The organism is Vibrio sp. 16 (assembly GCF_963681195.1).
Taxonomy (GTDB): Bacteria; Pseudomonadota; Gammaproteobacteria; order Enterobacterales; family Vibrionaceae; genus Vibrio; species Vibrio sinaloensis_D.
In genome coordinates this window covers 356,874-378,369 of sequence record NZ_OY808998.1, presented here as the reverse complement: position 1 = coordinate 378,369, position 21,496 = coordinate 356,874, and the positions used below count along the sequence as shown (strand labels likewise).

Annotated in this window: 20 protein-coding genes; 11 read left to right on the top strand and 9 right to left on the bottom strand. The window is 46.5% G+C overall.

Annotation, left to right across the window (positions count from 1 at the left end; all coding sequences use genetic code 11):
- Positions 1-75: 75 nt before the first annotated feature.
- Complete coding sequence (locus U9J37_RS16020; RefSeq protein ID WP_005469665.1) at positions 76-234, bottom strand: YqaE/Pmp3 family membrane protein; 159 nt, start codon at positions 232-234, stop codon at positions 76-78.
- A gap of 225 nt (positions 235-459) precedes the next feature.
- Between U9J37_RS16020 and U9J37_RS16015 the strand changes: the two genes are divergently transcribed.
- Positions 460-2,277 (top strand): hybrid-cluster NAD(P)-dependent oxidoreductase, encoded by a 1,818-nt coding sequence (locus U9J37_RS16015; RefSeq protein WP_005469897.1) that lies wholly within the window; start codon positions 460-462, stop codon positions 2,275-2,277.
- Positions 2,278-2,328: 51 nt separating this feature from the next.
- On the opposite strand, the gene U9J37_RS16010 is transcribed toward U9J37_RS16015, so the two are convergent.
- Complete coding sequence (locus tag U9J37_RS16010; protein WP_005469800.1) at positions 2,329-3,240, bottom strand: GGDEF domain-containing protein; 912 nt, start codon at positions 3,238-3,240, stop codon at positions 2,329-2,331.
- A gap of 127 nt (positions 3,241-3,367) precedes the next feature.
- Entirely contained in the window at positions 3,368-4,267 is a 900-nt protein-coding gene (locus tag U9J37_RS16005) for a DMT family transporter (RefSeq protein ID WP_005469761.1), read from the bottom strand.
- A 98-nt stretch (positions 4,268-4,365) separates the two neighbouring features.
- Between U9J37_RS16005 and U9J37_RS16000 the strand changes: the two genes are divergently transcribed.
- On the top strand, positions 4,366-5,154 hold the full coding sequence (locus U9J37_RS16000; RefSeq protein ID WP_038141625.1) for an AraC family transcriptional regulator: 789 nt from the start codon (positions 4,366-4,368) through the stop codon (positions 5,152-5,154).
- 89 nt (positions 5,155-5,243) lie between these two features.
- Here U9J37_RS16000 and U9J37_RS15995 read toward each other — a convergent pair whose 3' ends face one another.
- Entirely contained in the window at positions 5,244-6,164 is a 921-nt protein-coding gene (locus tag U9J37_RS15995; RefSeq protein WP_043886479.1) for a M14 family metallopeptidase, read from the bottom strand.
- A gap of 181 nt (positions 6,165-6,345) precedes the next feature.
- On the opposite strand from U9J37_RS15995, the gene U9J37_RS15990 reads away from it, so the two are divergent.
- Complete coding sequence (locus U9J37_RS15990; RefSeq protein ID WP_005469855.1) at positions 6,346-7,248, top strand: DUF808 domain-containing protein; 903 nt, start codon at positions 6,346-6,348, stop codon at positions 7,246-7,248.
- A gap of 26 nt (positions 7,249-7,274) precedes the next feature.
- On the opposite strand, the gene U9J37_RS15985 is transcribed toward U9J37_RS15990, so the two are convergent.
- A complete protein-coding gene (locus U9J37_RS15985) occupies positions 7,275-7,916 on the bottom strand; it encodes a DsbA family oxidoreductase (RefSeq protein ID WP_005469568.1) in 642 nt (213 codons plus the stop codon).
- A 208-nt stretch (positions 7,917-8,124) separates the two neighbouring features.
- Here U9J37_RS15985 and U9J37_RS15980 point away from each other — a divergent pair, with 208 nt between their 5' ends.
- Positions 8,125-9,480, top strand: coding sequence for an alpha-amylase family protein (locus U9J37_RS15980; RefSeq protein WP_043886527.1), 1,356 nt, complete (start codon positions 8,125-8,127; stop codon positions 9,478-9,480).
- A gap of 54 nt (positions 9,481-9,534) precedes the next feature.
- Here the strand turns inward: U9J37_RS15980 and U9J37_RS15975 are convergent, their stop codons facing one another.
- Positions 9,535-11,403 carry a methyl-accepting chemotaxis protein gene (locus U9J37_RS15975; protein ID WP_005469572.1) on the bottom strand — a complete coding sequence of 623 codons (1,869 nt, stop codon included), beginning with the start codon at positions 11,401-11,403 and terminating at the stop codon, positions 9,535-9,537.
- Positions 11,404-11,494: 91 nt separating this feature from the next.
- Positions 11,495-12,100, bottom strand: a complete 606-nt coding sequence (locus U9J37_RS15970) for a hypothetical protein (protein WP_043886477.1) — start codon at positions 12,098-12,100, stop codon at positions 11,495-11,497.
- Positions 12,101-12,276: 176 nt separating this feature from the next.
- Between U9J37_RS15970 and U9J37_RS15965 the strand changes: the two genes are divergently transcribed.
- A complete protein-coding gene (locus U9J37_RS15965; RefSeq protein WP_322414263.1) occupies positions 12,277-13,377 on the top strand; it encodes a 1-acyl-sn-glycerol-3-phosphate acyltransferase in 1,101 nt (366 codons plus the stop codon).
- A gap of 57 nt (positions 13,378-13,434) precedes the next feature.
- On the opposite strand, the gene U9J37_RS15960 is transcribed toward U9J37_RS15965, so the two are convergent.
- On the bottom strand, positions 13,435-14,034 hold the full coding sequence (locus U9J37_RS15960) for a hypothetical protein (protein ID WP_005469869.1): 600 nt from the start codon (positions 14,032-14,034) through the stop codon (positions 13,435-13,437).
- Between the two features lie 122 nt (positions 14,035-14,156).
- Complete coding sequence (locus U9J37_RS15955; RefSeq protein WP_038141607.1) at positions 14,157-14,450, bottom strand: YfcZ/YiiS family protein; 294 nt, start codon at positions 14,448-14,450, stop codon at positions 14,157-14,159.
- A 462-nt stretch (positions 14,451-14,912) separates the two neighbouring features.
- Between U9J37_RS15955 and U9J37_RS15950 the strand changes: the two genes are divergently transcribed.
- The 6 genes from U9J37_RS15950 (at position 14,913) to infC (ending at position 21,463) form a co-directional block, all read left to right on the top strand.
- Entirely contained in the window at positions 14,913-15,371 is a 459-nt protein-coding gene (locus U9J37_RS15950) for a TetR/AcrR family transcriptional regulator (protein WP_038141606.1), read from the top strand.
- A gap of 384 nt (positions 15,372-15,755) precedes the next feature.
- Positions 15,756-16,760: a response regulator gene (locus U9J37_RS15945; RefSeq protein WP_322414262.1), complete on the top strand. Its 1,005-nt coding sequence runs from the start codon at positions 15,756-15,758 to the stop codon at positions 16,758-16,760.
- Positions 16,760-17,197, top strand: a complete 438-nt coding sequence (locus U9J37_RS15940; protein WP_038141603.1) for a PAS domain-containing protein — start codon at positions 16,760-16,762, stop codon at positions 17,195-17,197. The genes U9J37_RS15945 and U9J37_RS15940 overlap by 1 nt, the downstream gene beginning before the upstream one ends.
- A 77-nt stretch (positions 17,198-17,274) precedes the next feature.
- The gene (locus U9J37_RS15935) at positions 17,275-18,771 is read left to right on the top strand and encodes an NAD(P)H-hydrate dehydratase (RefSeq protein WP_322414261.1); all 1,497 of its coding nucleotides are present in this window, start codon (positions 17,275-17,277) and stop codon (positions 18,769-18,771) included.
- Between the two features lie 208 nt (positions 18,772-18,979).
- Positions 18,980-20,908: a threonine--tRNA ligase gene (gene thrS, locus U9J37_RS15930; protein ID WP_322414260.1), complete on the top strand. Its 1,929-nt coding sequence runs from the start codon at positions 18,980-18,982 to the stop codon at positions 20,906-20,908.
- 66 nt (positions 20,909-20,974) lie between these two features.
- Positions 20,975-21,463 (top strand): translation initiation factor IF-3, encoded by a 489-nt coding sequence (gene infC / locus U9J37_RS15925; RefSeq protein ID WP_322414275.1) that lies wholly within the window; start codon positions 20,975-20,977, stop codon positions 21,461-21,463.
- Positions 21,464-21,496: the final 33 nt, after the last annotated feature.

Sequence of the window (21,496 nt, the reverse complement as noted above, 5' to 3'; positions counted from 1 at the left end):
AGGATGATAGAGCAATCAGCTTTGTATTTCATCCCTTTTTTTGCGGGCGCAAATAATCGCTGGGCTTTTACTCAGTTATTTCATCGTAAGCCACAATGCGTGGATGCTGCCGGGTAGAAAGAAAAAGATCGTTAACACGAGGTTGATAATGAAGTCTTTATTGAGTCCTTTGTCGAGAAATACCGCGAGTGGCGGCAGGAAGATACAAAGTAGAATCATGACCAGTTTGTTCATATGAGTTTCCTTGTTGATAGAATAGATAACAACACTATAGAGTTTTTAAAATATTTGGTGTTTTTTGTTTAGAGAAAGCAATGCTGTCTCAAACTTAAGATAGATTGAAACGCAAACCTTATCTGTACAAAACAATGACGACAATCTAAGGGAATTATCTATTCCAAGACAGTCGAGTCGAGATGAGTATAATATAGCCAAATTATTACAAGCTCGGGATTAGCAATGTCAGCTTCAACTCTTTCTCAAATCAATGTTTTTCCGGTTAAATCTGTTGGTGGTATCTCACTCTCTTCTGCATGGGTGGAAAAGCAAGGTCTCGCCTTTGATCGCCGTTTTATGCTTGCCCTTTCTGATGGTTCTATGGTGACCGCGCGTAAATACCCTCAAATGGTGCTGGTTACCTCAACATTAACACCAGACGGGTTGATTTTTACCGCTGCAGGATACGAGCCGCTGCGCTTGCGTTATCAAGACTTTAAAATGCAAGAGGCGCCAGCTCAGGTCTGGAAAGACAATTTTATTGCTTACACAACGACGGATGACGCGGATGATTGGTTCAGTGAAGTACTTGGCCAGCGTGTGGAGTTGCTGTTTACAGGTGAACAGTCGAACCGTGTCAGGGAAAAGCTCGGACATAACGTGAGCTTCGCGGATGGTTATCCGCTGTTGGTGATCAGCGAAGCGTCATTGGATGAGTTGAACCGACGCAGTTCAGAGACACATTCGATGGACCAGTTTCGTACCAATTTGGTGGTCAGTGCCAGCGAACCTTTTGTTGAAGATAGCTGGAAGCGGATTCGCATTGGTGAAGTTGAGTTTGAAGCGGTAAAGCCTTGCGAGCGCTGCGTTTTGACGACGGTAGACGTTGAGAAAGGCGAGTTTCGTGCGTCTAAAGAGCCATTAAGCACCTTGTCACAGTTCAGAGCGAACGAACGGGGTGGCGTTTTCTTTGGTCAAAACTTAGTGGCGAAGAATGAAGGAATGATTCGCCAGGGCGATCAAGTCGAGGTACTCGAGTATAAAGAGAAAGAGGTCTACGAAGACAATTCTCCGGCACGCCACCTAATGACGTGTGTCGAGCGAGAAGACATCGCCCGAGATTTCACCACATTTTGGTTGGAGCCTCAGTACGGAGACATGCCGATTTATCAACCGGGTCAGCATCTGCCGATTACGTTGGAGATTGACGGTGAGCAAGTAGCGCGTCGCTATACGTTGTCATCTAGTCCATCACGACCTGGTCGCTTGGCCATCTCTGTTAAGCGGATTGACGGCGGTCGTGTGTCTAACTGGCTGGCCGACCACTTCCAAGTCGGCGATACATTGAGCTGCGAAGACCCTGATGGACGTTTTCATATTGGCAATAAGCAAGGTTTACCGATGTTGCTGCTATCGGCTGGGAGTGGCGTTACACCCATGATGTCTATGCTTCGTTATCTGTCAGATCATGACCAAGTCAACGATGTCGTGTTCTACCATCAATGTCGCAGTGTGGAAGACATTCCGTATAAAGAAGAGTTGGATGAGTTAAAGCGCAAGCATCAAGGATTGACAGTGTTTATCTCGTTGACCCAAGCGCCGATTGACTGGTTTGGTTTGAAAGGAAGATTAAGCCTTTCTCACCTCAAGCAAATTAAAAATCCAGATCAGCGTCAGGTGTTTGTGTGTGGCCCTGATGGCTTCATGCAAAAAGCGAAGAACATGCTGTTAAGACAGGGGCTGCCTGAGTCTTGTTATCACCAAGAAGCATTTGGCGTGGCGACTGTCGCCGTGAAAGAGCATAAATCAGTCACGATTTCGTTAAATGGCAATGTGTTTACAGGGGACAACCAAAAAACGTTGCTTGAACAAGCGGAAGATGCCGGTTTACCCATTGCAAACAGTTGTCGTGCGGGTTTGTGTGGCGCTTGTAAGGTGACGGTAGAGTCAGGGAAAGTGCATCAACCTGATGTGCCAGCTATCACCGAGGAAGAGCGCAATATGGGTGTCGCGTTAGCTTGTTGCTGCGTCCCAGAAACGGACCTTGATATCGTTAACTAACGAAGTTTAGCGTCTCTTTTTTTGAGGCGCTTTTCGTTTTCATCTCGATAATCAGCGGATCGCACTCTTGTTGCGTCCGTTGTGCTTCGCATCATAAAGCGCTTGATCGGCGCGTCGGTACAGCGCGAAAAAATCGCAGTCTTCAGGGGTGAGCTCAGTCACTCCGCATGAAATGGTAAAAGGAGCAGTCACATGATTGAGCGGCGAGTTCTGAAAGTTAGTTCGTAAGCGCTCAGCAATATCATGCGCACCTTGTGCTGATGTGTTGCTTAATACAATCAAAAACTCTTCACCACCAATTCGACCACAGCAGTCAGTACTGCGCAAGTTACGACGAATAATATCAGCCAGCTCGACAATCACTTTATCGCCAAAATCGTGTCCGTGTGCGTCGTTTATTTTTTTGAAATGATCAATATCGATAACGATACAAGACAGCGGCGTATTTAACTCAGACGCTTGGTGGTAAGCGCTGGAAAAAAACTGCCACAGCTTACGCCGATTGCACAGTTTGGTAAGTTCATCGGTATTGGCGAGTTCGGCTAACTTTTCCCGCATGTTGACCAAATCGGTAATGTCCGTTGAAACGCCAATTAAGCCAATGACTTTCTTTGTGTTGATGCAAATAATGGGCTTTTTAATGGCTCGATAGATGCGAAGTTTGCCGTCGGGAATGGCTTTGGTGTGTTCTTCGCGAATGACCGTATTGGCTGTTTCGTATACAGTTCGGTCGCTAGTTAGAATATCGTCGAGCAGCTCGGGATCGAAAAAGTCATGATCGGTTTTCCCTTTTAGCGCTTCGAGGTCAGTGTTGAATAACTCCAGAGTGAGTTGATTGGCGTATAGGTACTCTCCATGACGGTTCTTGACGAACACGTAAGAGCCTATTTCATTCAAGACCACTTCATGCAGTGTGAAGTGGTCATGGTTGTAGATGTCTTCAATGCGCTCCAGTTCTATCATAAAACCTCCCAACGTGAGTGAGGTCTAGCCCATTTTTTACTGACGTTTGCGCAACTAACAATCTTATCTAATTATAAAGTACATTTTAGCTCGCCCTTTAACCATATACTGAATTGTCAGTAACTACCTATATCTGGTTAACGTTTTGCAGCGTTTGTTGTGTCTTACGTTTGAGTTTTAGTTGAGAAAGTAGTACGCCAGAGATCACCATCAACCCACCAAACAGGTGATAGTGTTGAATGGTTTCACCAAGTAACGTCGCAGCAAGGGTTATCGCCACGACCGGCATCAGGTTCATAAACATCGCGCTTGAATCTGCGCCTATGATGTCAATCGCTTTAACCCACATCCAAGGTGCAAGAACCGACGCCGCAACGCCCGCATACGCGATGAGTGGTAAAGATTCGGTGGCCGGCAGTAGTTGATCGCTGGTTAACCAGAGCGGGGTGAGCATCAACAATGCCAATACGCCTTGCATGTAAACCATAGTCCAATTCGAGATTGGCATTTTCCAGCGCTTAAGCAGGACACAGTAAGCGGCGTAGCATACTGCGGTGATCACCATCAGTCCGTCACCAAACGAAATAGAGTTATGCAAGAAGAAGGTGGCATCACCTTGACCTAACATCAGCGCTAACCCAGCGAGCGCCAAAACGCCCCCTATGATGCTTAAAGGTGAGATGGATTTACCCAATAATGGCACGCTTAGGAAAACGCTGAGTAAAGGGACTAGTGATGAAATCAGTGCCATGTTTGATGCGCTGGTGGTTAATCCGGCGTAGTACGCTAAGGTCTGGTTAAGTACCATGCCAAGCAATGCCAAAAACGCGATTTTTGCCAAGTAAGGCTTGATGATGCCCCACTGCTTGATCACTTTCGCGAGGCAAAAAGGGGTCAACAAGGCAATCGCCAGTAGCCAACGGTAAAAAGCCATTGAGCTTGGTTCAATGACCTCTGACGCCATCTTGTTAATGATTGCATTTCCGCCCCAAATGAAAACGGTAATGAGGGGTAACAGGTAAACCATGTGATTGCCATCGCGTTATTTTGATGGAAACTAGTGTGACAGGTCTATATGATTGCAAATATCTTTAAAAAGACATTAGGCGTTGTAGGAAGACAAGTTTGAGAAAGTCAGCGAAACATCTTCATCCGTCTTTATCAATCGATAAAGCACCATCCGATGTATTTATGAATTTTGAGGCGTTTTTGTCCAACACAGAAACCCGAATGCACAGCCATCCGTGGGGACAGGTGCAATTGATCAGTGGTGGCATTTTAGAGATGGAGGCGGAAGATACTCGATTTCTCGCGCCGCCTCATCTGGCGATTTGGGTACCCGCGGGGGTAAAACACACAAGTTATAACCGAAAGCCCTTATCCTATTGTTCGTTGAACATCGATCATACCCTCACCACGAACTTTCCTGATTGTACAAGCTTGATCAAAGTGACGCCGATTGTGTCGGCGATTATTGACGATTTTCGTCAACGTGGGATCAATGTGGCGCAGACTGAGCAAGATAGGCGATTGGTTCAAGTGTTGCTTGATCAACTCGCTACGCGGGATACGCAGCATCACTTCCTTCCGTCTACGGATAATAAGTATCTGGCGACGATATTGGCGGCGGTAGAAGAAAACCCCATCGACAACCGCAGCCTATCAGAGTGGGCGGAGCACGTTCACACCACGGAGCGTACGCTAGCGCGCCATTGCCAATCTGAACTCGGAATGAGCTTTACGGAGTGGCGGTTGCGTGTTCGTTATCTCTATTCGATGGATCTTTTGCGTAAAGGTCATTCGGTGAAAGAGGTGGCGCTCACCTTAGGCTATAACCAAGCGAGTCCGTTCATTGCCATGTTTAAAAAGTACTCTGGGCAGACACCAGAGCAGTACAAAAACAAACTGCTGTAATTTTTTGGTTAAAGCGCAGGCTAGGTTCGTTCGTTAGAAACCAAAAAAGGCGCAATATTGTCTGCGCCTTTGTTGTAGTGAGTTGATCTTTAGAGCTGCTCTATTACAAAATCTAGCCCACCGACGATCGCAGCGACTTGCGCGCGGTTGCATTCGTCGTCGGTGACTTTGTCACTATCTGGATACACTTCGGTTGTGGTGCCAAAAGTGCAGGTCGTGACGCCTCCGCACAGACCAAGTTTCACCATCGGGTAATTGATCACGCCATGTTGCACAACCGGTGAACCGATGATCTCGCCTTGCTCATCGGCAGGTGCGATATGTGTGACCTTGCTCACCGATGCAATCACTGCTGCTTGGAACTCAGGTTGTGGATTTTCCGTATCGCCCACGGTGTAGAAGCCATCAGGAATCATGCCTTCGATGTATTCGATACCCTCTCTTGCGGCGAGCGCTGGTCGAAACTCACTCTCATCTGTATCCGTTGTTTCATGCAGGTCGATATGAACCAGCACATCGCCTTCAATTGTCGCAACAAGAGCCATTAGGTTTACAGACTCTTCAGCAGGACTGTTTGCGTAGAAAGAACGGTTTGGATCGATGGCCAGTGGGTTCCAACGATTGATGGTTTCATAACCCCAAGGGCTAACACAGGGTGCGACGATGATATTGAAATGTTGGCTGTATTTCTCCATCTGTTCATCAGCAAACAGCAAAGCGCCATGTACGCCGCTGGTTTCATAGCCGTGGACGCCGCCAGTGATCAAAACCGCCGGTTTCGCTGCGTCCCATTGTTTGCTCTTGATACACAAAAGAGGGTAGCGTTCTGGGTCATAAGAGAGCGCGCCATATTGCTCAACATTAAAACGTTCAGCTAGCGCTTGAATTTTAGGCACGACTTCTTGTTGGTATTCGCGTTTGATGGTGGTTTGTTCACGCCAAGCGATTCGTTCCGCATCTCCCCATTTTTGTCCTGGGGTGCCGATAGGGTAGGTGTAAGAACTGCGCATTACCTTGCCTTTGAGGTTATTAAAATATCGCCACAGCATAGTGCGCAATGCGCAGTCTCGCAATCACTAGGCGGTAAGAATGGCCAGTTTTTCCCTTTCTTAGCGTCAATTTGATTTGTCCTTTCTAATTCTAGTGTTACATTTGCTTACATTGATTGATGGTCCTTATGAGAGTGGACTTATGGCAGGTGCAAGCCTTTTAACCTTGTTGGATGATATCGCAACCGTTCTTGATGACGTTGCATTAATGTCGAAAGTCGCGGCGAAGAAAACCGCAGGAGTACTAGGAGACGATCTTGCGCTAAACGCACAGCAAGTATCGGGCGTGACAGCAGAACGCGAGATCCCCGTTGTTTGGAGTGTGGCGAAAGGGTCATTTCGCAACAAGCTCGTGTTGGTTCCTGCGGCGCTATTGATTAGTGCTTTTGTCCCTTGGCTGATTATGCCGTTGCTATTGCTTGGCGGCTTATTTCTGTGTTTCGAAGGGGCAGAGAAGATCATTGAAAAGCTGTTTCATAGTAAGCATCCCGAGCAAGAGAGCGCTCAGCTGGACAATGAGTTATCCATTGAAGAGTATGAGAAGCGAAAGATTGCCGGTGCAATTCGAACTGATTTTATCCTTTCAGCAGAAATCATTGTGATTGCGTTAGGGACAGTGCAAGGTCAGTCCACACTTACCCAAGTGCTGGTAGTGAGTTTAATAGCGGTATTAATGACGATCGGTGTCTATGGTCTTGTTGCGGGTATCGTTAAGCTCGATGATCTTGGGTTTTACTTAGAGCGCCGAAGCCAAGGTAAAGGGGTGATGGCGACAGTCGGACGAAGCTTGATTGCTTTTGCCCCTAAACTGATGAAGGTGCTGGCGGTCGTCGGTACAGCGGCCATGTTTCTTGTTGGTGGTGGGATTGTGGTCCACAACGTTCCGATTATTCACCACTGGATAGAGCCGATTATCATGGACATTCCCAACATTTCTTTGGCAAAAGCGCTGTTTCCTAGCCTATTAAATGGCTTGATTGGCGTGGTCGCTGGCTTGGTCGTGGTCTCTGTTTGGTGGCTCATTGGGCGAGTTAAAAACCGATAAACTAAGGAGAGCCAAGGCTCTCCTTTTTACTCTTGTGTGATTTGTTGTAACGCTGAAATCAAGAGTTCGGTTGTTTGCGCCCCTGAGATCAGATGTTTTTGATTAATGATAATCGCAGGTACGGCGTTGATCCCGGCTTCAAGCCATTGCTGCTCCGTAGTGGCAACACTCTCTGCCCAGCCTTCATCACGGATAACCTCTTTGGCCACACTTGGGTCTAGACCGACGCTTTGAGCGCATTGGATCAAGACTTCTTCGTCTCCGATATCTTGATTGTCGGTGAAGTAGCAGTGGAAAAGTGCAAGTTGTAACGCCAACTGTTTCCCTTCGCTCGATGACCACATTAGCAACTGGTGTGCTTTGCGCGTGTTGTAGATGCGCATATCCGGATTGAAATGGAATGGGAATCCGACTTCATTCCCAAGTTGGGTCAACGTTTGCCTAGCGGCGTCACTCGCTTCATCGTTGGTGCCATACTTTTCCTGTAAATGCTGTTTGAGATTTTGCCCCTCTACGCCCATTGCTGGGTTGAGTTCAAAAGGGTGCCAGTTAATATCGGCTTCCACTTCATCAGACAGTGTCATCAAGGCTCGCTCTAAACGTTTGTAGCCGATGATGCACCATGGGCAAACCACATCAGAGACGATATCAATACGAACTTTGTTCATTGTGCTTCCCTTACTTAACTTATCTATCAGTATAGCCTCGTCTTGGTGGCAATTTTATTGGAAAGGTCACTGTTTCGCTATCTCTACGCCTTATGGCTACTACGCAAAAAGTGCATCTTAGGGGGATAGGAAGGGTTATCCTGTTTGCTACTATGATGACAATGAAATGATTACGTTCAATAAAGAAGAACAACCAAAGGAACAGGTGATGTGTAACATTCACGCAACTGATGTCATTTTGCATGCGTTTGATTGGCCCTATGAACTGGTGACCAAGCGAGCGAAAGAAATTGCCCAAGCTGGGTATAAAACCGTATTGGTCTCGCCACCAATGAAGTCACTAAAAACAAAGGCGGGAACTCAATGGTGGCAACGTTATCAACCGCAAGATTATCGCGTTATTGATAACCAGCTAGGGAATACCGACGACGTCAAGACAATGATTGCAGAGTTAAAGCAATACGACGTTCGCGTCTATGCCGATGTGGTGTTTAATCACATGGCCAATGAGTCGTCCGTGCGCACCGATTTACAATACCCAAGTGATAAAGAGTTAGCAGACTATCAAACAGAAGCGGATTACTTTGAACCACAGAAGCTGTTTGGCGATCTGACTGAGCCTTTATTTGACTATCCTGATTTTGTTGAAGCGTTCGGCATCAAGGACTGGGAAGACAAGTGGCAAGTCCAAAACGGTCGTATTACTGGAGGTCCGCAAGATCCAGGATTACCGACCTTACGAGTCTGCGACAACGTTGTGACCCAACAGCAAAACTACCTTTTAGCGCTCAAAAAGTTAGGATTTAAAGGGTTTCGCATTGATGCGGCAAAGCACATGACTCTAGAGCATCTACAACAAGTTTGGACCGAGGAGATTTGCCAAGACACGCATATTTTCGGCGAGATCATTACCAGTGGCGGCGCCACTAAGCCCGAGTACGAGCTATTCTTGGAACCTTTTCTCGCTCACACCCGCTTCGGTGCTTACGATTTCCCATTGTTTCAGGTGACGTATGACGCGCTCGAAGCCGGCGGAAGTCTAAAAAGCTGGGTTGATCCATACTGTTTTGGGCAGGCGCTATCACAAAGACGAGCCATTACTTTTGCCATCACGCATGACATCCCCAATAACCAAGTTTTTGAAAACCTTGTGATGGACGAAGCGTTAGAGTGGCTAGCCTACAGCTATATTTTGGGGCGAGATGGTGGGGTGCCACTCATCTACACCGACCTAGATACCAGTGGCTACTTAGATAAACGTGGTAACCCGAGATGGTTAAATGCGTGGAATGACCCTAAGATGGTCGCTGCGATCAGGTTCCACAACTCTGTTCACGGTGAACCGATGAAGGTCATTGAAGCGTCGGATGACGTTTTGGTCTTCTCTCGTGGGGAGAAGGGCGTTGTTATCATCAACAAATCGAAACGGGCGCAAACGATAGAGTTGACCTCTGAGCACAATTGGACTGATTTGCTCTCCGGACGCGAGTACTCCTCCGTGAAAGGACGTGTCGAAATGCGTGTTTCTGGCACAAGCAGCATGATGGCGGTCAGCACTGAATAAATAAAAAAAGGGCGCATAGATTGCGCCCTAACATAGGGTTGATTAGCGTCGAGCTTAGACGGTGAACTTGTTCAGTATAGAGTCCTGCTCACGAATATTCTCTGTTTGGGCTTGCATCGCGATGTTAGCGTTTTCAGCCGCATCCGCCACTTGTGTGGAGAGATCTTTTATCTTCACAGTGTTGTTGTTGATTTCTTCTGCGACCAAACTTTGTTCCTCTGCAGCAGAGGCGATTTGGATATTCATATCGCTAATGCGTTGAATAGCATCGCGAATACTGTTGAGCGCGACATTGGCTTCTTGCGCACGTGCAACTGCATCGGTTGCAGTGGATTTACTCATGTTCATCGCGTTGGCAACTGAGCTTGCACCGGCTTGAAGTTGTTCAATCATATTGCGAATTTCAGTGGTCGACTCTTGAGTGCGCTGAGCCAAGGTTCGCACTTCATCGGCAACCACGGCAAAGCCGCGACCAGATTCGCCCGCTCGAGCTGCCTCAATCGCCGCGTTAAGAGCAAGTAAGTTGGTTTGATCGGCAATGTCATTGATCACTTTCAGAATGGTTTCAATGTTATCGGTTGCCGACTCTAACACCTTAACCTCTTCTACTGCCTCATCGATTTTCTGCGACAGGTTATTAATTGCGCCCGTCGTATCGCTGACAACCGAAGTCCCCAAGCTTGTCGCGTCGTCGGCTTCTTTTGCTGCTGCGGCGGCGCCTTGGGCATTGTTGGCGACTTCACCAGAGGTGGTAGCCATTTCGTGCATCGCGGTAGCAAGCTGTTCTAACTCATGAAGCTGATCTTGCATTGCAGCTGCTGACTCTTGTAGGCCCATTGATGTCATTTCCGAGCCACGCAAAATTTCAGAGCCGATGGCTTTCGACTGGGTTATCAGTTGTTGCAGGGTTCCTGTAAAATCATTAAAGCCAGAAGCCAGCACTGAAAACTCTTTGTCTGTTTTAGTGTCCAGGCGCTTGGTCAAATCACCTTGCCCAGAGGCAACGTCTTGGATGGCGTCATTTAATGTATCTAGAGGTTTCATCAGAGCACGAATCAGTAACAGTAGTAAAAACACACTGATGACAAGCGCGATAATCGAGTAGACAATCGAGCTGTTTCGCAAGTCCGCGAGGGATTGATACGCCACTTCCTCGTCAAGTATCACACCAATGTACCAGTCTTCACCGGACACTTTAGAAAAGTCGAGGGTGAACTGCTTTCCATCCAACATGACTTGTTGAGGCTCTTCTTTAATTTGAGCGTCGCCGAGGAAATCTCTCATCGGAGCGCCATTTAGCTCCGTTTTGGGGTGGGCAATGGTCGTACCGTCTCCAGATACGATAAATACATAACCGGCGTTGAAAAGTTGGACTCGGTTAACCAACTCGGCAAGGGCGGCCAAGCTTACGTCATAGAAAATCGCACCAATGAACTGGCCGTTGTCACGAACAGGGGTGGCAATCGAGACCAGAATCTCTCCGGTAGCAGAATCGGCGTAAGGCGCGGTAATGATCAGTTTGCCGGAATTTTTGGCGTCAATGTACCAAGGGCGAACGCGTGGGTCCCACGTTGGTCCGGGATTCCAAGAAGGGTCGTTATTGATATTCGATCCATCTTTCTCAAAACCTAAACCGGCGAGTAAAAAGGTCTCTTTTACAACCGGTCTCGTCAACACCGCTTCGATGGATTTGGGCGATAAATCGACTTCAAGCATGCTTGTCGCGTATGCCGCGATCGCCTTGCGGCTGTTGATTTCAGCTCCGGTCGTGTCCCTTACCCCATCAACGATTTCGTTGACACTGGAGGTGACTTGCGAGCGAATTTCACTTTTGACGGTGTAATATTGTTGGAGCGTAAGTAAAGTGACGGTGGCAAGCAAGAGAGCAGATGATGCTGCCACGATTTTATGGCTGAATTTCATTCGGACATCCCTATCTATAAAATTGAGCGGTTACTCATAGATCTATAGTTAGTAAATGATTATTCAGCCAGTAAATTGTTAAACTTTTCTACTAGTCACCTAGCGTGATGGATTCCAGTTGCGTGAATAGCGCTTCGTTTCCATCAAACATTTGATTGATGACTTGCGCTCTTTTGTTGCCCGACAAAAGCCTCTTTTTCGCTTCACGGATTTTCAATACCAACTGATGCTCATTTATTAGGTCAGACTCTGCGCAATCCCACTTCCATTGATTGACCTGTTGGGTCAATGGACTCTCTTGCAGAGTGGGTGCCAACTGTGCGATGTCGGCTTTCAGCACGGTGAGCAGATCGACGTCGTATTGAGTGTTTCGTGAGTCGTCCGATAAGCGATTGAATATCGCTTGAGCAAGTTCAGTTAGGGACACAAATCCACCTTGCTTAGGCAACGACACTTGGACTCGACTCGAGATTTCAATACATTGGACGTGAGTATTTGGGAAGTAGCTAACTGCACATAAAGTATCAAACGGCAACCAGAAGCTCTGGCCTGGTTCTACGGCATACTCTAACTTGCCTAACTTGACCAATACCAAACCTTCTTTGACCTGCAAAAGGGTGTGCTTTAACAGTTTTCGTCTTGCCGTGGAGTGGAGGAAGTCGTATCGCGAAGTCTGATGTGAGGTGGCGTAGTGCATGGGAATACTCATTACAAATGGGGCGCTAAGAGTAACGTGTCTCGTCTCAAAATCCAATATCAAATCAAGTTAAGGTAAAAACGTGGTCTGACCTTTGCAAATCTGAGAGAAGTATAGCTGCTAAGATCGCTATCTATGCGTAGAATAGGCCAGCTTTTTGTTTGATGTAACTAGAAATGACTAAAACTAACGACCCATTTATTGATATCCGTCCTTACAATGATGACGAGATTCCAGCGGCGATTGATCGACTGGTAAACGACGAAGAATTTATTAGCGCTATTTTACAGCACCGTTTCTCTAACCACGCTGGCTGGTTTAAGGCACTGATGTCACCTTTGGTGAAAGTGTACTTAAGAATGAAATGGTCTAAGCTCAACTCTGTTGAAGCGATACAGTTTGAAGTAAAAAAATATCTTGAACAAACCCTTAGCACTACAACAAACGGGGTGACTTATAGCGGTTTGGAGAAGCTTGATAAGCAGGAATCCTATCTCTTTGTTTCCAATCACCGTGACATTGCGATGGATCCTGCCTTAGTTAACTACGGTTTGTACCAAAGCGAACACAAAACGGTTCGTATCGCGATTGGCGACAACTTACTGAAAAAACCGTGTGCAACAGAACTGATGCGTTTGAACAAGAGTTTTATCGTGAAACGCTCAGCGAAAGGCCCGCGTGAAATGATGAAGGCGCTTGGGACATTATCTGCTTATATCAAGCACTCGTTGGATACGGGGCATTCGATCTGGATTGCGCAAAAAGAAGGACGCGCGAAAGATGGCAATGACTTTACCGATCCAGCGATCTTAAAGATGTTCCATGTTGAAGGACGTAAGCAGAAAATTGAATTTTCTGAGTACATTAAATCGCTGAAGATTGTTCCGGTGTCTATTTCTTACGAAAATGATCCGTGTGACATCGCAAAAGCGTTAGAGCTATGGCAAAAAGCAGAGCACGGATGCTACGAAAAAGGTGAGTTCGAAGACATCGAGAGCATCATTCAAGGCATCGTGGGAGAAAAGGGTCGTGTCCACGTTGCGTTTGGTGACGTTATCGACCAGACCTATGACACGCCAGAAGCGCTCGCAGAAGAAATTGACCGCCAAATTCATCTTCACTATAAGCTGTTTCCGATCAACCAACTGGCAGCAGGGAATGAAGACGTTGATCAAAGCGTCAAGCAGAGCCTGAAAGATAAGTTGGTCCAATTGCCAGAAGCTGCTCAGCCTTATTTGATTGCCAGCTACGCTAATCCGGTGAACAACCAAAATTAGTGACAAGAATGAACAAAGGGATGCCGTAGCGCATCCCTTTATCGTTTAACCACCCCATTAGGGAGCAACGGCACCCCCAAGGTTGAGCTTGGTTGGCCATTTACTGATCCGGTTACCACCTAAAAAGATGTTTCCCCGTACCGTCATTGTATTTGGGAACTCGGTAATTTTTGAGCCACCAATGTACAAATTACCCTCAACGACCAATCCTTCCGGTAGCTTCGTCAATGGCGTGCGAATGACACTCAAATCGCCTTTTACTCTGAGTCTTGGTGGCAGAGAGGTGAGCGGCGTATCGGTTAGGTTGAGGTAACCCCCAAGTTGAATTCCGGGCGGCCAGCGTTTGATATTGGCGCCGAGTAAGTTGGCAAATCCTTTGATGTTCACCCCTTTCTCCAACCGACTCAGGGCGCTATTTGACGCATCAAGACTGCCATGAATTTGCAATCCTTCAGGGAGCGTTTTGATACCCGTCTTTGCAATGTTTAAGTTTCCATCCACGATAAGACCTGGGGGGAGCTCATCATAAGGCTTATTTCGCAGATCAAGGTTGCCGTAGTTATCAAGATGATTGAGTATTCGAAACTGATCTAATGGAGCGGCGTAGCTAATGCCCGTCGTGAGGGTTAACAACATCGCCAGAGCTATTGTGCGCATACCTTGCCTTTACGAATCAAACTTTCTTAAGTATGGATTGACTCGTAACCTTGGGTCAATCTGAGAAGGCTGCAGACATAAAAAAACGGGCGTGATGCCCGTTTTATAGTCCACTTGGAAAGTTATCGTGCCAGTGAGCGAGTCTTCAATTCGAAGATCAGTTTTTCTGCGCTGACTTCAAATTTAAAACGTGCTGTTAGCTCGTTTGACTCTTCTTCGATAGGGGACACTTCATATTGCACTGCCGCGCAGACTTGTTGCGCCAGTTCAATGTATTTAGCCAGTTCACTCTCAAGCAGTGCTTTGCCTTGCGCATAGATTGTCACCTCAGCGACATCGTCGCCTTCTTTGATGATGAAACCCATTTCTCCAGCGCAACCGCAAGCTTCACAAACGTCTTGTTGTTCAGTGCTCATCTCAATATATCCTCTTACTTAAATTAGGGTCATTTTAGCGACTAATGATCGGTTTATCTATAAAAAGCAAAGGGTGTTGAATTTGTTTCAAGGCTGCGTTTTATGTTGTTTCCAAGTTACTAACTGGATGGATTTCGAACGGAGGATCTACCGACATGAGATCTAGATCACTAATTGGCGAAATTTAATGTCATTTACGCGTCAGAATGCCATTCAGTTAGTTGTCAGCTAAAGTAAATTATTAGACTATCGGCAATCAAATTATATCTAGAAAAGATGATGCCTTTTCATTTCATAAGTTCGTGGAATGCGTACTTGTGTTGGTTAGCTTACACCATAATTAGATTGCTTGTACGGTTTATCTGATGCAAGCGCAGTATAGGTAGGCGACAGAGAAGAGGTTTTTTATGCATGACTCTTATTGAGTTAGACAGACGGATTTACAAAGAGAAGAGCCTGAACATGCCAAAGCGTAGTAAAGAAGATACTGAGATCACGATACAAAAGATCATGGACGCGGTTGTTGATCAACTGTTGCGTCTTGGTTATGACAAAATGTCTTACACCACTCTAAGCCAGCAGACTGGCGTTTCTAGAACGGGCATTAGCCACCACTTTCCAAAGAAAACGGACTTCACTGCCGCGTTAGACGGTCGCATTTTCAAGATGTTTGTTGAGCATGTTGATTTTGATAACGGTTTAGAAGCGTTTTCTTCAAGCTGGGTGAAAGCGCTAGACAATGAAGAGTTTCGCGCGATTTTGCGTTTGCTTTTCCACCATATCGTTACCTCTCAAAGCACTCACGAGTTTGCGACAAATGGGATTGAGCGTTTGTACAAAATGACTGAAACTCAGTTTGGTCAAGGCAGCGAGAAAGAGCTGGAATGGCTGATTGGTAAATCTCTGGTTCGTATGGTCTAGGTCGTACTATCGCTATGAAAAAGCCTTCACTTGAAGGCTTTTTTTGTATCTAGGCTAGAGCAAAGGTTTACTGCTGAACTGGCTCGTTCTAGCACGTGGTTTTGGGAATGGTTGCGCCCATTAGTCCATTTTCCTCTTCTCTCGCTGGATCAAATTGGCGCTGCAACTTGCTGAAAATCGATAGTTTTAAGCTACCCTTAAAACAGATAGCAGCGGCTAGGGCTAGTGATGAGTTTTGGGTCAAAGTGGTCGGTGAGTAAACCGTTTGGCCAGCGTTTTCACGACGTTTGATAAAGTTAATAATTCAACAACTTCCCGTACCTGATGCGCTAACTATCTGTTAAACTGAAATTATTAATTGTACGAATGGCAGTAGGTGTACGAATGTCTTACCCAGTTTTAATATGTGATGACTCCGCCTTAGCAAGAAAACAGATGGCTCGTTCATTGCCCGCTTCGCTAAATGCCGATATCACCTTCGCTGTTCATGGTTTGGATGCACTTGAGCAGTTAGAGCAACATCAATTTAAGCTGATGTTCCTTGATTTGACGATGCCAGAACTCGATGGCTTCGGTACCCTTGAAGAAATTGGTAAACGTGGCATTGATGTGCCAGTTGTTGTGGTCTCGGGCGATATTCAGCCTAAAGCCAAAGAGCGTGTAATGGGGCTTGGAGCAAAAGCCTTTATTCAAAAGCCGATCGATAAAGATGCGCTAAACGAAGTGCTTAGAAGCTTAGTTCAGCCTGCTGAGCGTCCTCAAGTCATTACGCCAGTCTCTGTTGAGTTACCGATTCTACGTCGTCGCGACATTTATATGGAAGTTGCCAACGTATCTATTGGGCGCGCTGCTGACGCTCTCGCTCGTCATTTTGATGTATTTGTTCACTTACCGCTTCCTAATGTAAACATCTTTGAAGTCAGTGAGCTTCACATGGCGCTGCGAGACTTAGCGGAAAACGATCAAGTGTCAGGAGTATGCCAAGGCTTTAGTGGTGAAGGTATCGCGGGGGAGGCGCTAGTCCTTTTAAGTGACTCCAGTGTCTCTGACCTTAAAAAGCTGATGAAAGTGCCAGCAGACAGTGAAGAGCTTGAAGAGCTTGAGCTGTTGATGGATGTCTCTAATATTCTCGTTGGTTCGTTTCTAAATGGCTTAGGGCAACAGGCTGAGGTTCGTTTTTTCCAAAGCTCGCCAGTGTTGTTAGGGCAACATATTTCGATCGACTCTGTTATTCAGTCCACTACCGGCTCGTTTAAAAAGACAATGACATTTGAAGTCAGCTACAACATCGACGGAACGTCTATACGCTGTGATCTTCTGTTTATGTTTGTCGATGAATCATTACCACTTCTCGATAACAAGCTGGCCTACCTCATGGAGGACTTTTAATGATATCTCTTCCTGCAGAATTCGAGCAATTCCACTGGATGGTAGACATGGTGCAAAATGTCGATTTAGGTCTGGTGGTGTTGGATCGCGATTACAAGGTTCAAGTTTGGAATGGGTTTATGACCCATCACAGCGGGATTCAAGCCCATGAAGCCATCGATAAGTCCATCTTTGAGCTGTTCCCTGAAATTCCGCAAGATTGGTTCAAGCTCAAAACTAAGCCAGTCTACGACTTAGGTTGTCGCAGTTTTATTACGTGGCAACAACGTCCGTACCTATTCAAATGTCGAAACGTACGACCTGTCACTCAACAAGCGGATTTCATGTACCAAAATATCACGCTGAACCCAATGCGAACCCCGACTGGTGAGGTGCGCTCTTTATTCCTATCAATACAAGATGCGACAGCGGAAGCACTCGTCTCTAAAAACAGCTAATTTGACCACAACGCCAAGGTTTTTCTTGGCGTTGTGGTTTATGCTCAATAGCGGTTCTCTTTTCATGGACGCTTGTAATGACACTTCCTCTTTATCTTTATACCGCAGAGCAGGTTAAACGTGGCGAAGTAGTCGCGGCTCAGCAAGCTGGAATCGAGTTATATCAATTGATGCTACGAGCGGGGGAAGCGACCTTTGCGCTGTTGCAAGAGCAGTATCCCAAGATTGCGCACATTACGGTGGTGTGCGGTGCTGGCAATAACGGCGGTGATGGCTTTGTGGTGGCGCGTTTGGCTAAGGAAGCGGGCCTTGATGTAGACCTCTTTCTCACAAGCGATGCGACCCGTTTATTGGGCGATGCCGCTCAAGCCTATCAGGCATGGCTAACTGCTGGTGGTAGGCTAACGTCTTTCGACAAATTTGAGACGAGCCTTCAGAGCTGTGACGTGATTGTTGATGGCATTTTGGGAACGGGTCTAAAAGGGGACGTTCGGGCTAATTTGGTGTCTCTATTTCAAACCATCAACCAAGCAAATAAACCAATCGTCGCGATTGATCTCCCGTCAGGACTATGTGCAGATACCGGGAGAATACTTGGGGCTGCCATCTGTGCGAATCACACCATTTCGTTTATTGGATTGAAGCAAGGACTTGTCACGGGGGACGCAAGGTCAGTGACAGGTCGACTTCACTTTGCTGGCTTAGAAGTCGAAGAGAAATTTATCGAACTTTACTCTCCATCGGCGCAGCTGCTTGATTACCACAGCGTAGCGGAGCTGTTGCCACAGCGATCCCCGGTGGCCCATAAAGGAGATCACGGGCGTGTTACCTGTATTGGCGGTAACCTTGGCTATTCGGGCGCTATACGGCTTTGCGCTCAAGCCGTAGTGAGAAGCGGGGCAGGATTGACCAGTGCTTTGTGCCACTCAGGCTCGATTTTACCTCTCCAACTTGCGTGCCCAGAGGTGATGGTGCGAGATTGGGATGGGAGCAAGCGTATTCTCTTTGAGCGGTTAAAACGTCAAGATGTCGTTGCGATTGGCCCTGGTCTCGGCATGGACGATTGGGCCAAAACAGCAGTTCAATCCGTTGTTCAGCTCCAGATAGCTAAGGTGGTTGATGCGGATGCCCTCAATCTTCTCGCACAAAGTCCAAACCGTGATGGAAATCGAGTGATCACGCCTCATCCTGGAGAAGCAGCAAGATTAATAGCTGTAAGTATCAACGATATCGAGAATGATCGTTACGCTGCGGTGAAAGCGCTCCATCAGAGATACGGTGGTGTGGTTGTGCTAAAAGGCGCGGGCACGCTGATATTCGATGGTCAGACTGTTTTTGTTTGTGCCGTTGGTAATGCGGGTATGGCTTCTGGTGGTATGGGTGATGTGCTAACGGGTGTCATAGCTGCGCTCATCGGACAAGGGCTATCTATCTCGCAAGCAGCTCGACTTGGGGTTCTCGTCCATAGCCAAGCCGCAGATGATTTGGTCTTGACCCACGGCCAAATTGGTCTGACTGCAAGTGATCTAGTTCCTCAGATCCGTCGACTTCTCAATGGTCTCCACAAGTTGTAGTACTGAATGACACATGATGCTTTTTTGTGACTTCGATTGTTATTTTATCTGATTCCGTTACAATGCTCGTTCGCTCCTGAGTTGTGCATCCGTATTTGCATATAAAAGGAGCCGATTCTGGTCTTTAATCGTTTGAATTTGATATTAAAGACATAATTTGAATTGCATGTGTTGCTTGGTGTGCAACACCACTGTAAAGGATATTTTAATGCCTATTATTACCCTTCCTGACGGCAGTCAGCGTCAATTTGACAACCCTGTTTCTACTCTTGAAGTTGCTCAATCTATCGGTCCAGGTCTTGCGAAAGCAACCATCGCAGGTCGTGTAGACGGCGAGCGTGTTGATGCATGTGACCTTATCGCACAAGATGCAAGCCTTGAAATCATCACCGTAAAAGATGAAGTAGACGGTCTAGAAATCGTTCGTCACTCATGCGCTCACCTTCTTGGTCACGCAATTAAGCAGCTTTACCCTGAAGCGAAAATGGCGATTGGTCCAACCATCGACAACGGCTTCTACTACGATATCGACCTTGAGCAGTCTCTAACGCAAGAAGATCTTGAAAAGATTGAAAAGCGTATGAAAGAGCTGGCGAAGACCAAATACCAAGTTATCAAGAAAAAGGTTAGCTGGCAGGAAGCACGCGATGCATTTGAAGCTCGCGGTGAAACGTACAAGATGGAAATCCTAGACGAAAACGTCTCTCGTGATGATCGTCCGGGTCTATACCATCATGAAGAATACTTAGATATGTGTCGTGGTCCACACGTACCGCATATGGGATTCTGTCAGCACTTCACGCTACTAAACGTAGCAGGTGCATACTGGCGTGGTAACAGCGACAACAAGATGCTGCAACGTATCTACGGTACGGCTTTCCATGATAAGAAAGCACTTAAAGCTCACCTTACTCGCCTTGAAGAAGCGGCGAAGCGTGACCACCGTAAAATTGGTAAGCAGCTAGACCTGTTCCACATGCAACAAGAAGCACCAGGTATGGTGTTCTGGCATCATAACGGTTGGTCTATCTTCCGCGATCTAGAAGTCTTTGTTCGTGAAAAACTGACGGAATATAACTACCAAGAAGTTAAAGGTCCTCTCATTATGGACCGCGTACTTTGGGAACGTTCTGGTCACTGGGATAAATACGCAGATGCGATGTTTACAACTGCGTCTGAAAACCGTGATTACGCTCTGAAGCCAATGAACTGCCCTGGTCACGTTCAGATCTTTAACCAAGGTCTAAAATCGTACCGTGACTTACCGTTACGTATGGCTGAGTTCGGCTCATGTCACCGTAACGAGCCATCAGGTGCACTGCACGGCATCATGCGTGTACGTGGCTTTACTCAAGATGACGCTCATATTTTCTGTACAGAAAGTCAAATCCAAGAGGAAGTGACGGGCTGTATCAAGATGGTATACGATACGTACCAAACATTTGGTTTCGACAACATCGTAGTGAAACTATCGACTCGCCCTGAAAAGCGCGTTGGTTCTGATGAGATCTGGGATCAATCAGAAGAAGCGCTGAAGCACTCTCTTGAAGCGATGGACATTCCATACGAGATTCAAGAAGGTGAGGGTGCGTTCTACGGTCCTAAGATTGAGTTCACTCTATATGACTGTCTCGATCGTGCATGGCAATGTGGTACGGTTCAGCTAGATTTCAACTTGCCTGGTCGCTTAGGCGCATCTTACGTTGATGAAAACAATGAACGCCAAGTTCCTGTTATGATTCACCGTGCGATTCTAGGTTCACTTGAGCGTTTCATCGGTATTCTTATCGAAGAATACTTTGGCTTCTTCCCTACGTGGTTGTCGCCAGAGCAGGCTGTTATCATGAATATCACTGATAAACAGGCTGATTACGCACAAGAAGTTGCTCAAAAACTACAAAAAGTTGGAATTAGAGCAAAAGCGGACTTGAGAAATGAGAAGATAGGCTTTAAAATCCGCGAACATACTTTGAAGCGTGTACCATATATGCTTGTTTGTGGTGACCAAGAAATGGAAGCCGGTGAAATCGCAGTACGTACACGTAAAGGTAAAGACCTCGGTAAGTTTAAAGTGGATGATTTTATTTCTTACATCCAAGACGAGATCTCTACCCGTAAGCTCAATCTGGAGGAATAAACTATTAAAGGCGGAAGACGCGGCCAAGTACCGGCCAAACAAAATGCTCATCGTTTAAACGGTGAAATTCGTGGCGTTCGTGAAGTTCGTTTAACTGGCGCTGATGGCGAATCAGTTGGCGTTGTTTCTATTCAAGAAGCAGTAGCCGCAGCTGAAGAAGCTGGTATGGATCTGGTAGAAATCAGTCCAAACGCTGAGCCACCAGTATGTCGTGTAATGGACTACGGTAAATTCCTCTTTGAGAAGAGCAAATCTGCTAAAGAGCAGAAGAAAAAGCAAAAGCAGGTTCAGATTAAGGAAGTAAAATTCCGTCCTGGAACTGATATTGGAGACTATCAGGTAAAACTACGCAACCTGACGCGTTTCCTTGAAGAAGGCAACAAAGTGAAGGTAACAATTCGCTTCCGTGGCCGAGAAATGGCACACCAAGACATCGGTGTTGACGTTCTAAATCGTCTTAAGGAAGACACTGTTGAAATCGCAGTAGTGGAATCTTTCCCTAAGAAGATCGAGGGTCGTCAGATGATCATGGTTCTTGCCCCTAAAAAGAAGTAATTAACGGCTTTGCAAGTAATAAAACTCAGCTGC

Bases quoted from the DNA above. Each gene is read 5' to 3' on its own strand.
- U9J37_RS15960 (WP_005469869.1), bottom strand. From the start codon at position 14,034: ATGCGCACAATAGCTCTGGCGATGTTGTTAACCCTCACGACGGGCATT.
- U9J37_RS15970 (WP_043886477.1), bottom strand. From the start codon at position 12,100: ATGCACTACGCCACCTCACATCAGACTTCGCGATACGACTTCCTCCAC.
- U9J37_RS16020 (WP_005469665.1), bottom strand. From the start codon at position 234: ATGAACAAACTGGTCATGATTCTACTTTGTATCTTCCTGCCGCCACTC.
- U9J37_RS15980 (WP_043886527.1), top strand. From the start codon at position 8,125: ATGTGTAACATTCACGCAACTGATGTCATTTTGCATGCGTTTGATTGG.
- U9J37_RS15940 (WP_038141603.1), top strand. From the start codon at position 16,760: ATGATATCTCTTCCTGCAGAATTCGAGCAATTCCACTGGATGGTAGAC.
- U9J37_RS16005 (WP_005469761.1), bottom strand. From the start codon at position 4,267: ATGGTTTACCTGTTACCCCTCATTACCGTTTTCATTTGGGGCGGAAAT.
- U9J37_RS16010 (WP_005469800.1), bottom strand. From the start codon at position 3,240: ATGATAGAACTGGAGCGCATTGAAGACATCTACAACCATGACCACTTC.
- U9J37_RS15965 (WP_322414263.1), top strand. From the start codon at position 12,277: ATGACTAAAACTAACGACCCATTTATTGATATCCGTCCTTACAATGAT.
- U9J37_RS15975 (WP_005469572.1), bottom strand. From the start codon at position 11,403: ATGAAATTCAGCCATAAAATCGTGGCAGCATCATCTGCTCTCTTGCTT.
- U9J37_RS15950 (WP_038141606.1), top strand. From the start codon at position 14,913: ATGCCAAAGCGTAGTAAAGAAGATACTGAGATCACGATACAAAAGATC.
- U9J37_RS16015 (WP_005469897.1), top strand. From the start codon at position 460: ATGTCAGCTTCAACTCTTTCTCAAATCAATGTTTTTCCGGTTAAATCT.
- U9J37_RS15985 (WP_005469568.1), bottom strand. From the start codon at position 7,916: ATGAACAAAGTTCGTATTGATATCGTCTCTGATGTGGTTTGCCCATGG.
- U9J37_RS15935 (WP_322414261.1), top strand. From the start codon at position 17,275: ATGACACTTCCTCTTTATCTTTATACCGCAGAGCAGGTTAAACGTGGC.
- U9J37_RS15995 (WP_043886479.1), bottom strand. From the start codon at position 6,164: ATGCGCAGTTCTTACACCTACCCTATCGGCACCCCAGGACAAAAATGG.
- U9J37_RS15990 (WP_005469855.1), top strand. From the start codon at position 6,346: ATGGCAGGTGCAAGCCTTTTAACCTTGTTGGATGATATCGCAACCGTT.
- U9J37_RS15945 (WP_322414262.1), top strand. From the start codon at position 15,756: ATGTCTTACCCAGTTTTAATATGTGATGACTCCGCCTTAGCAAGAAAA.
- U9J37_RS15955 (WP_038141607.1), bottom strand. From the start codon at position 14,450: ATGAGCACTGAACAACAAGACGTTTGTGAAGCTTGCGGTTGCGCTGGA.
- thrS (WP_322414260.1), top strand. From the start codon at position 18,980: ATGCCTATTATTACCCTTCCTGACGGCAGTCAGCGTCAATTTGACAAC.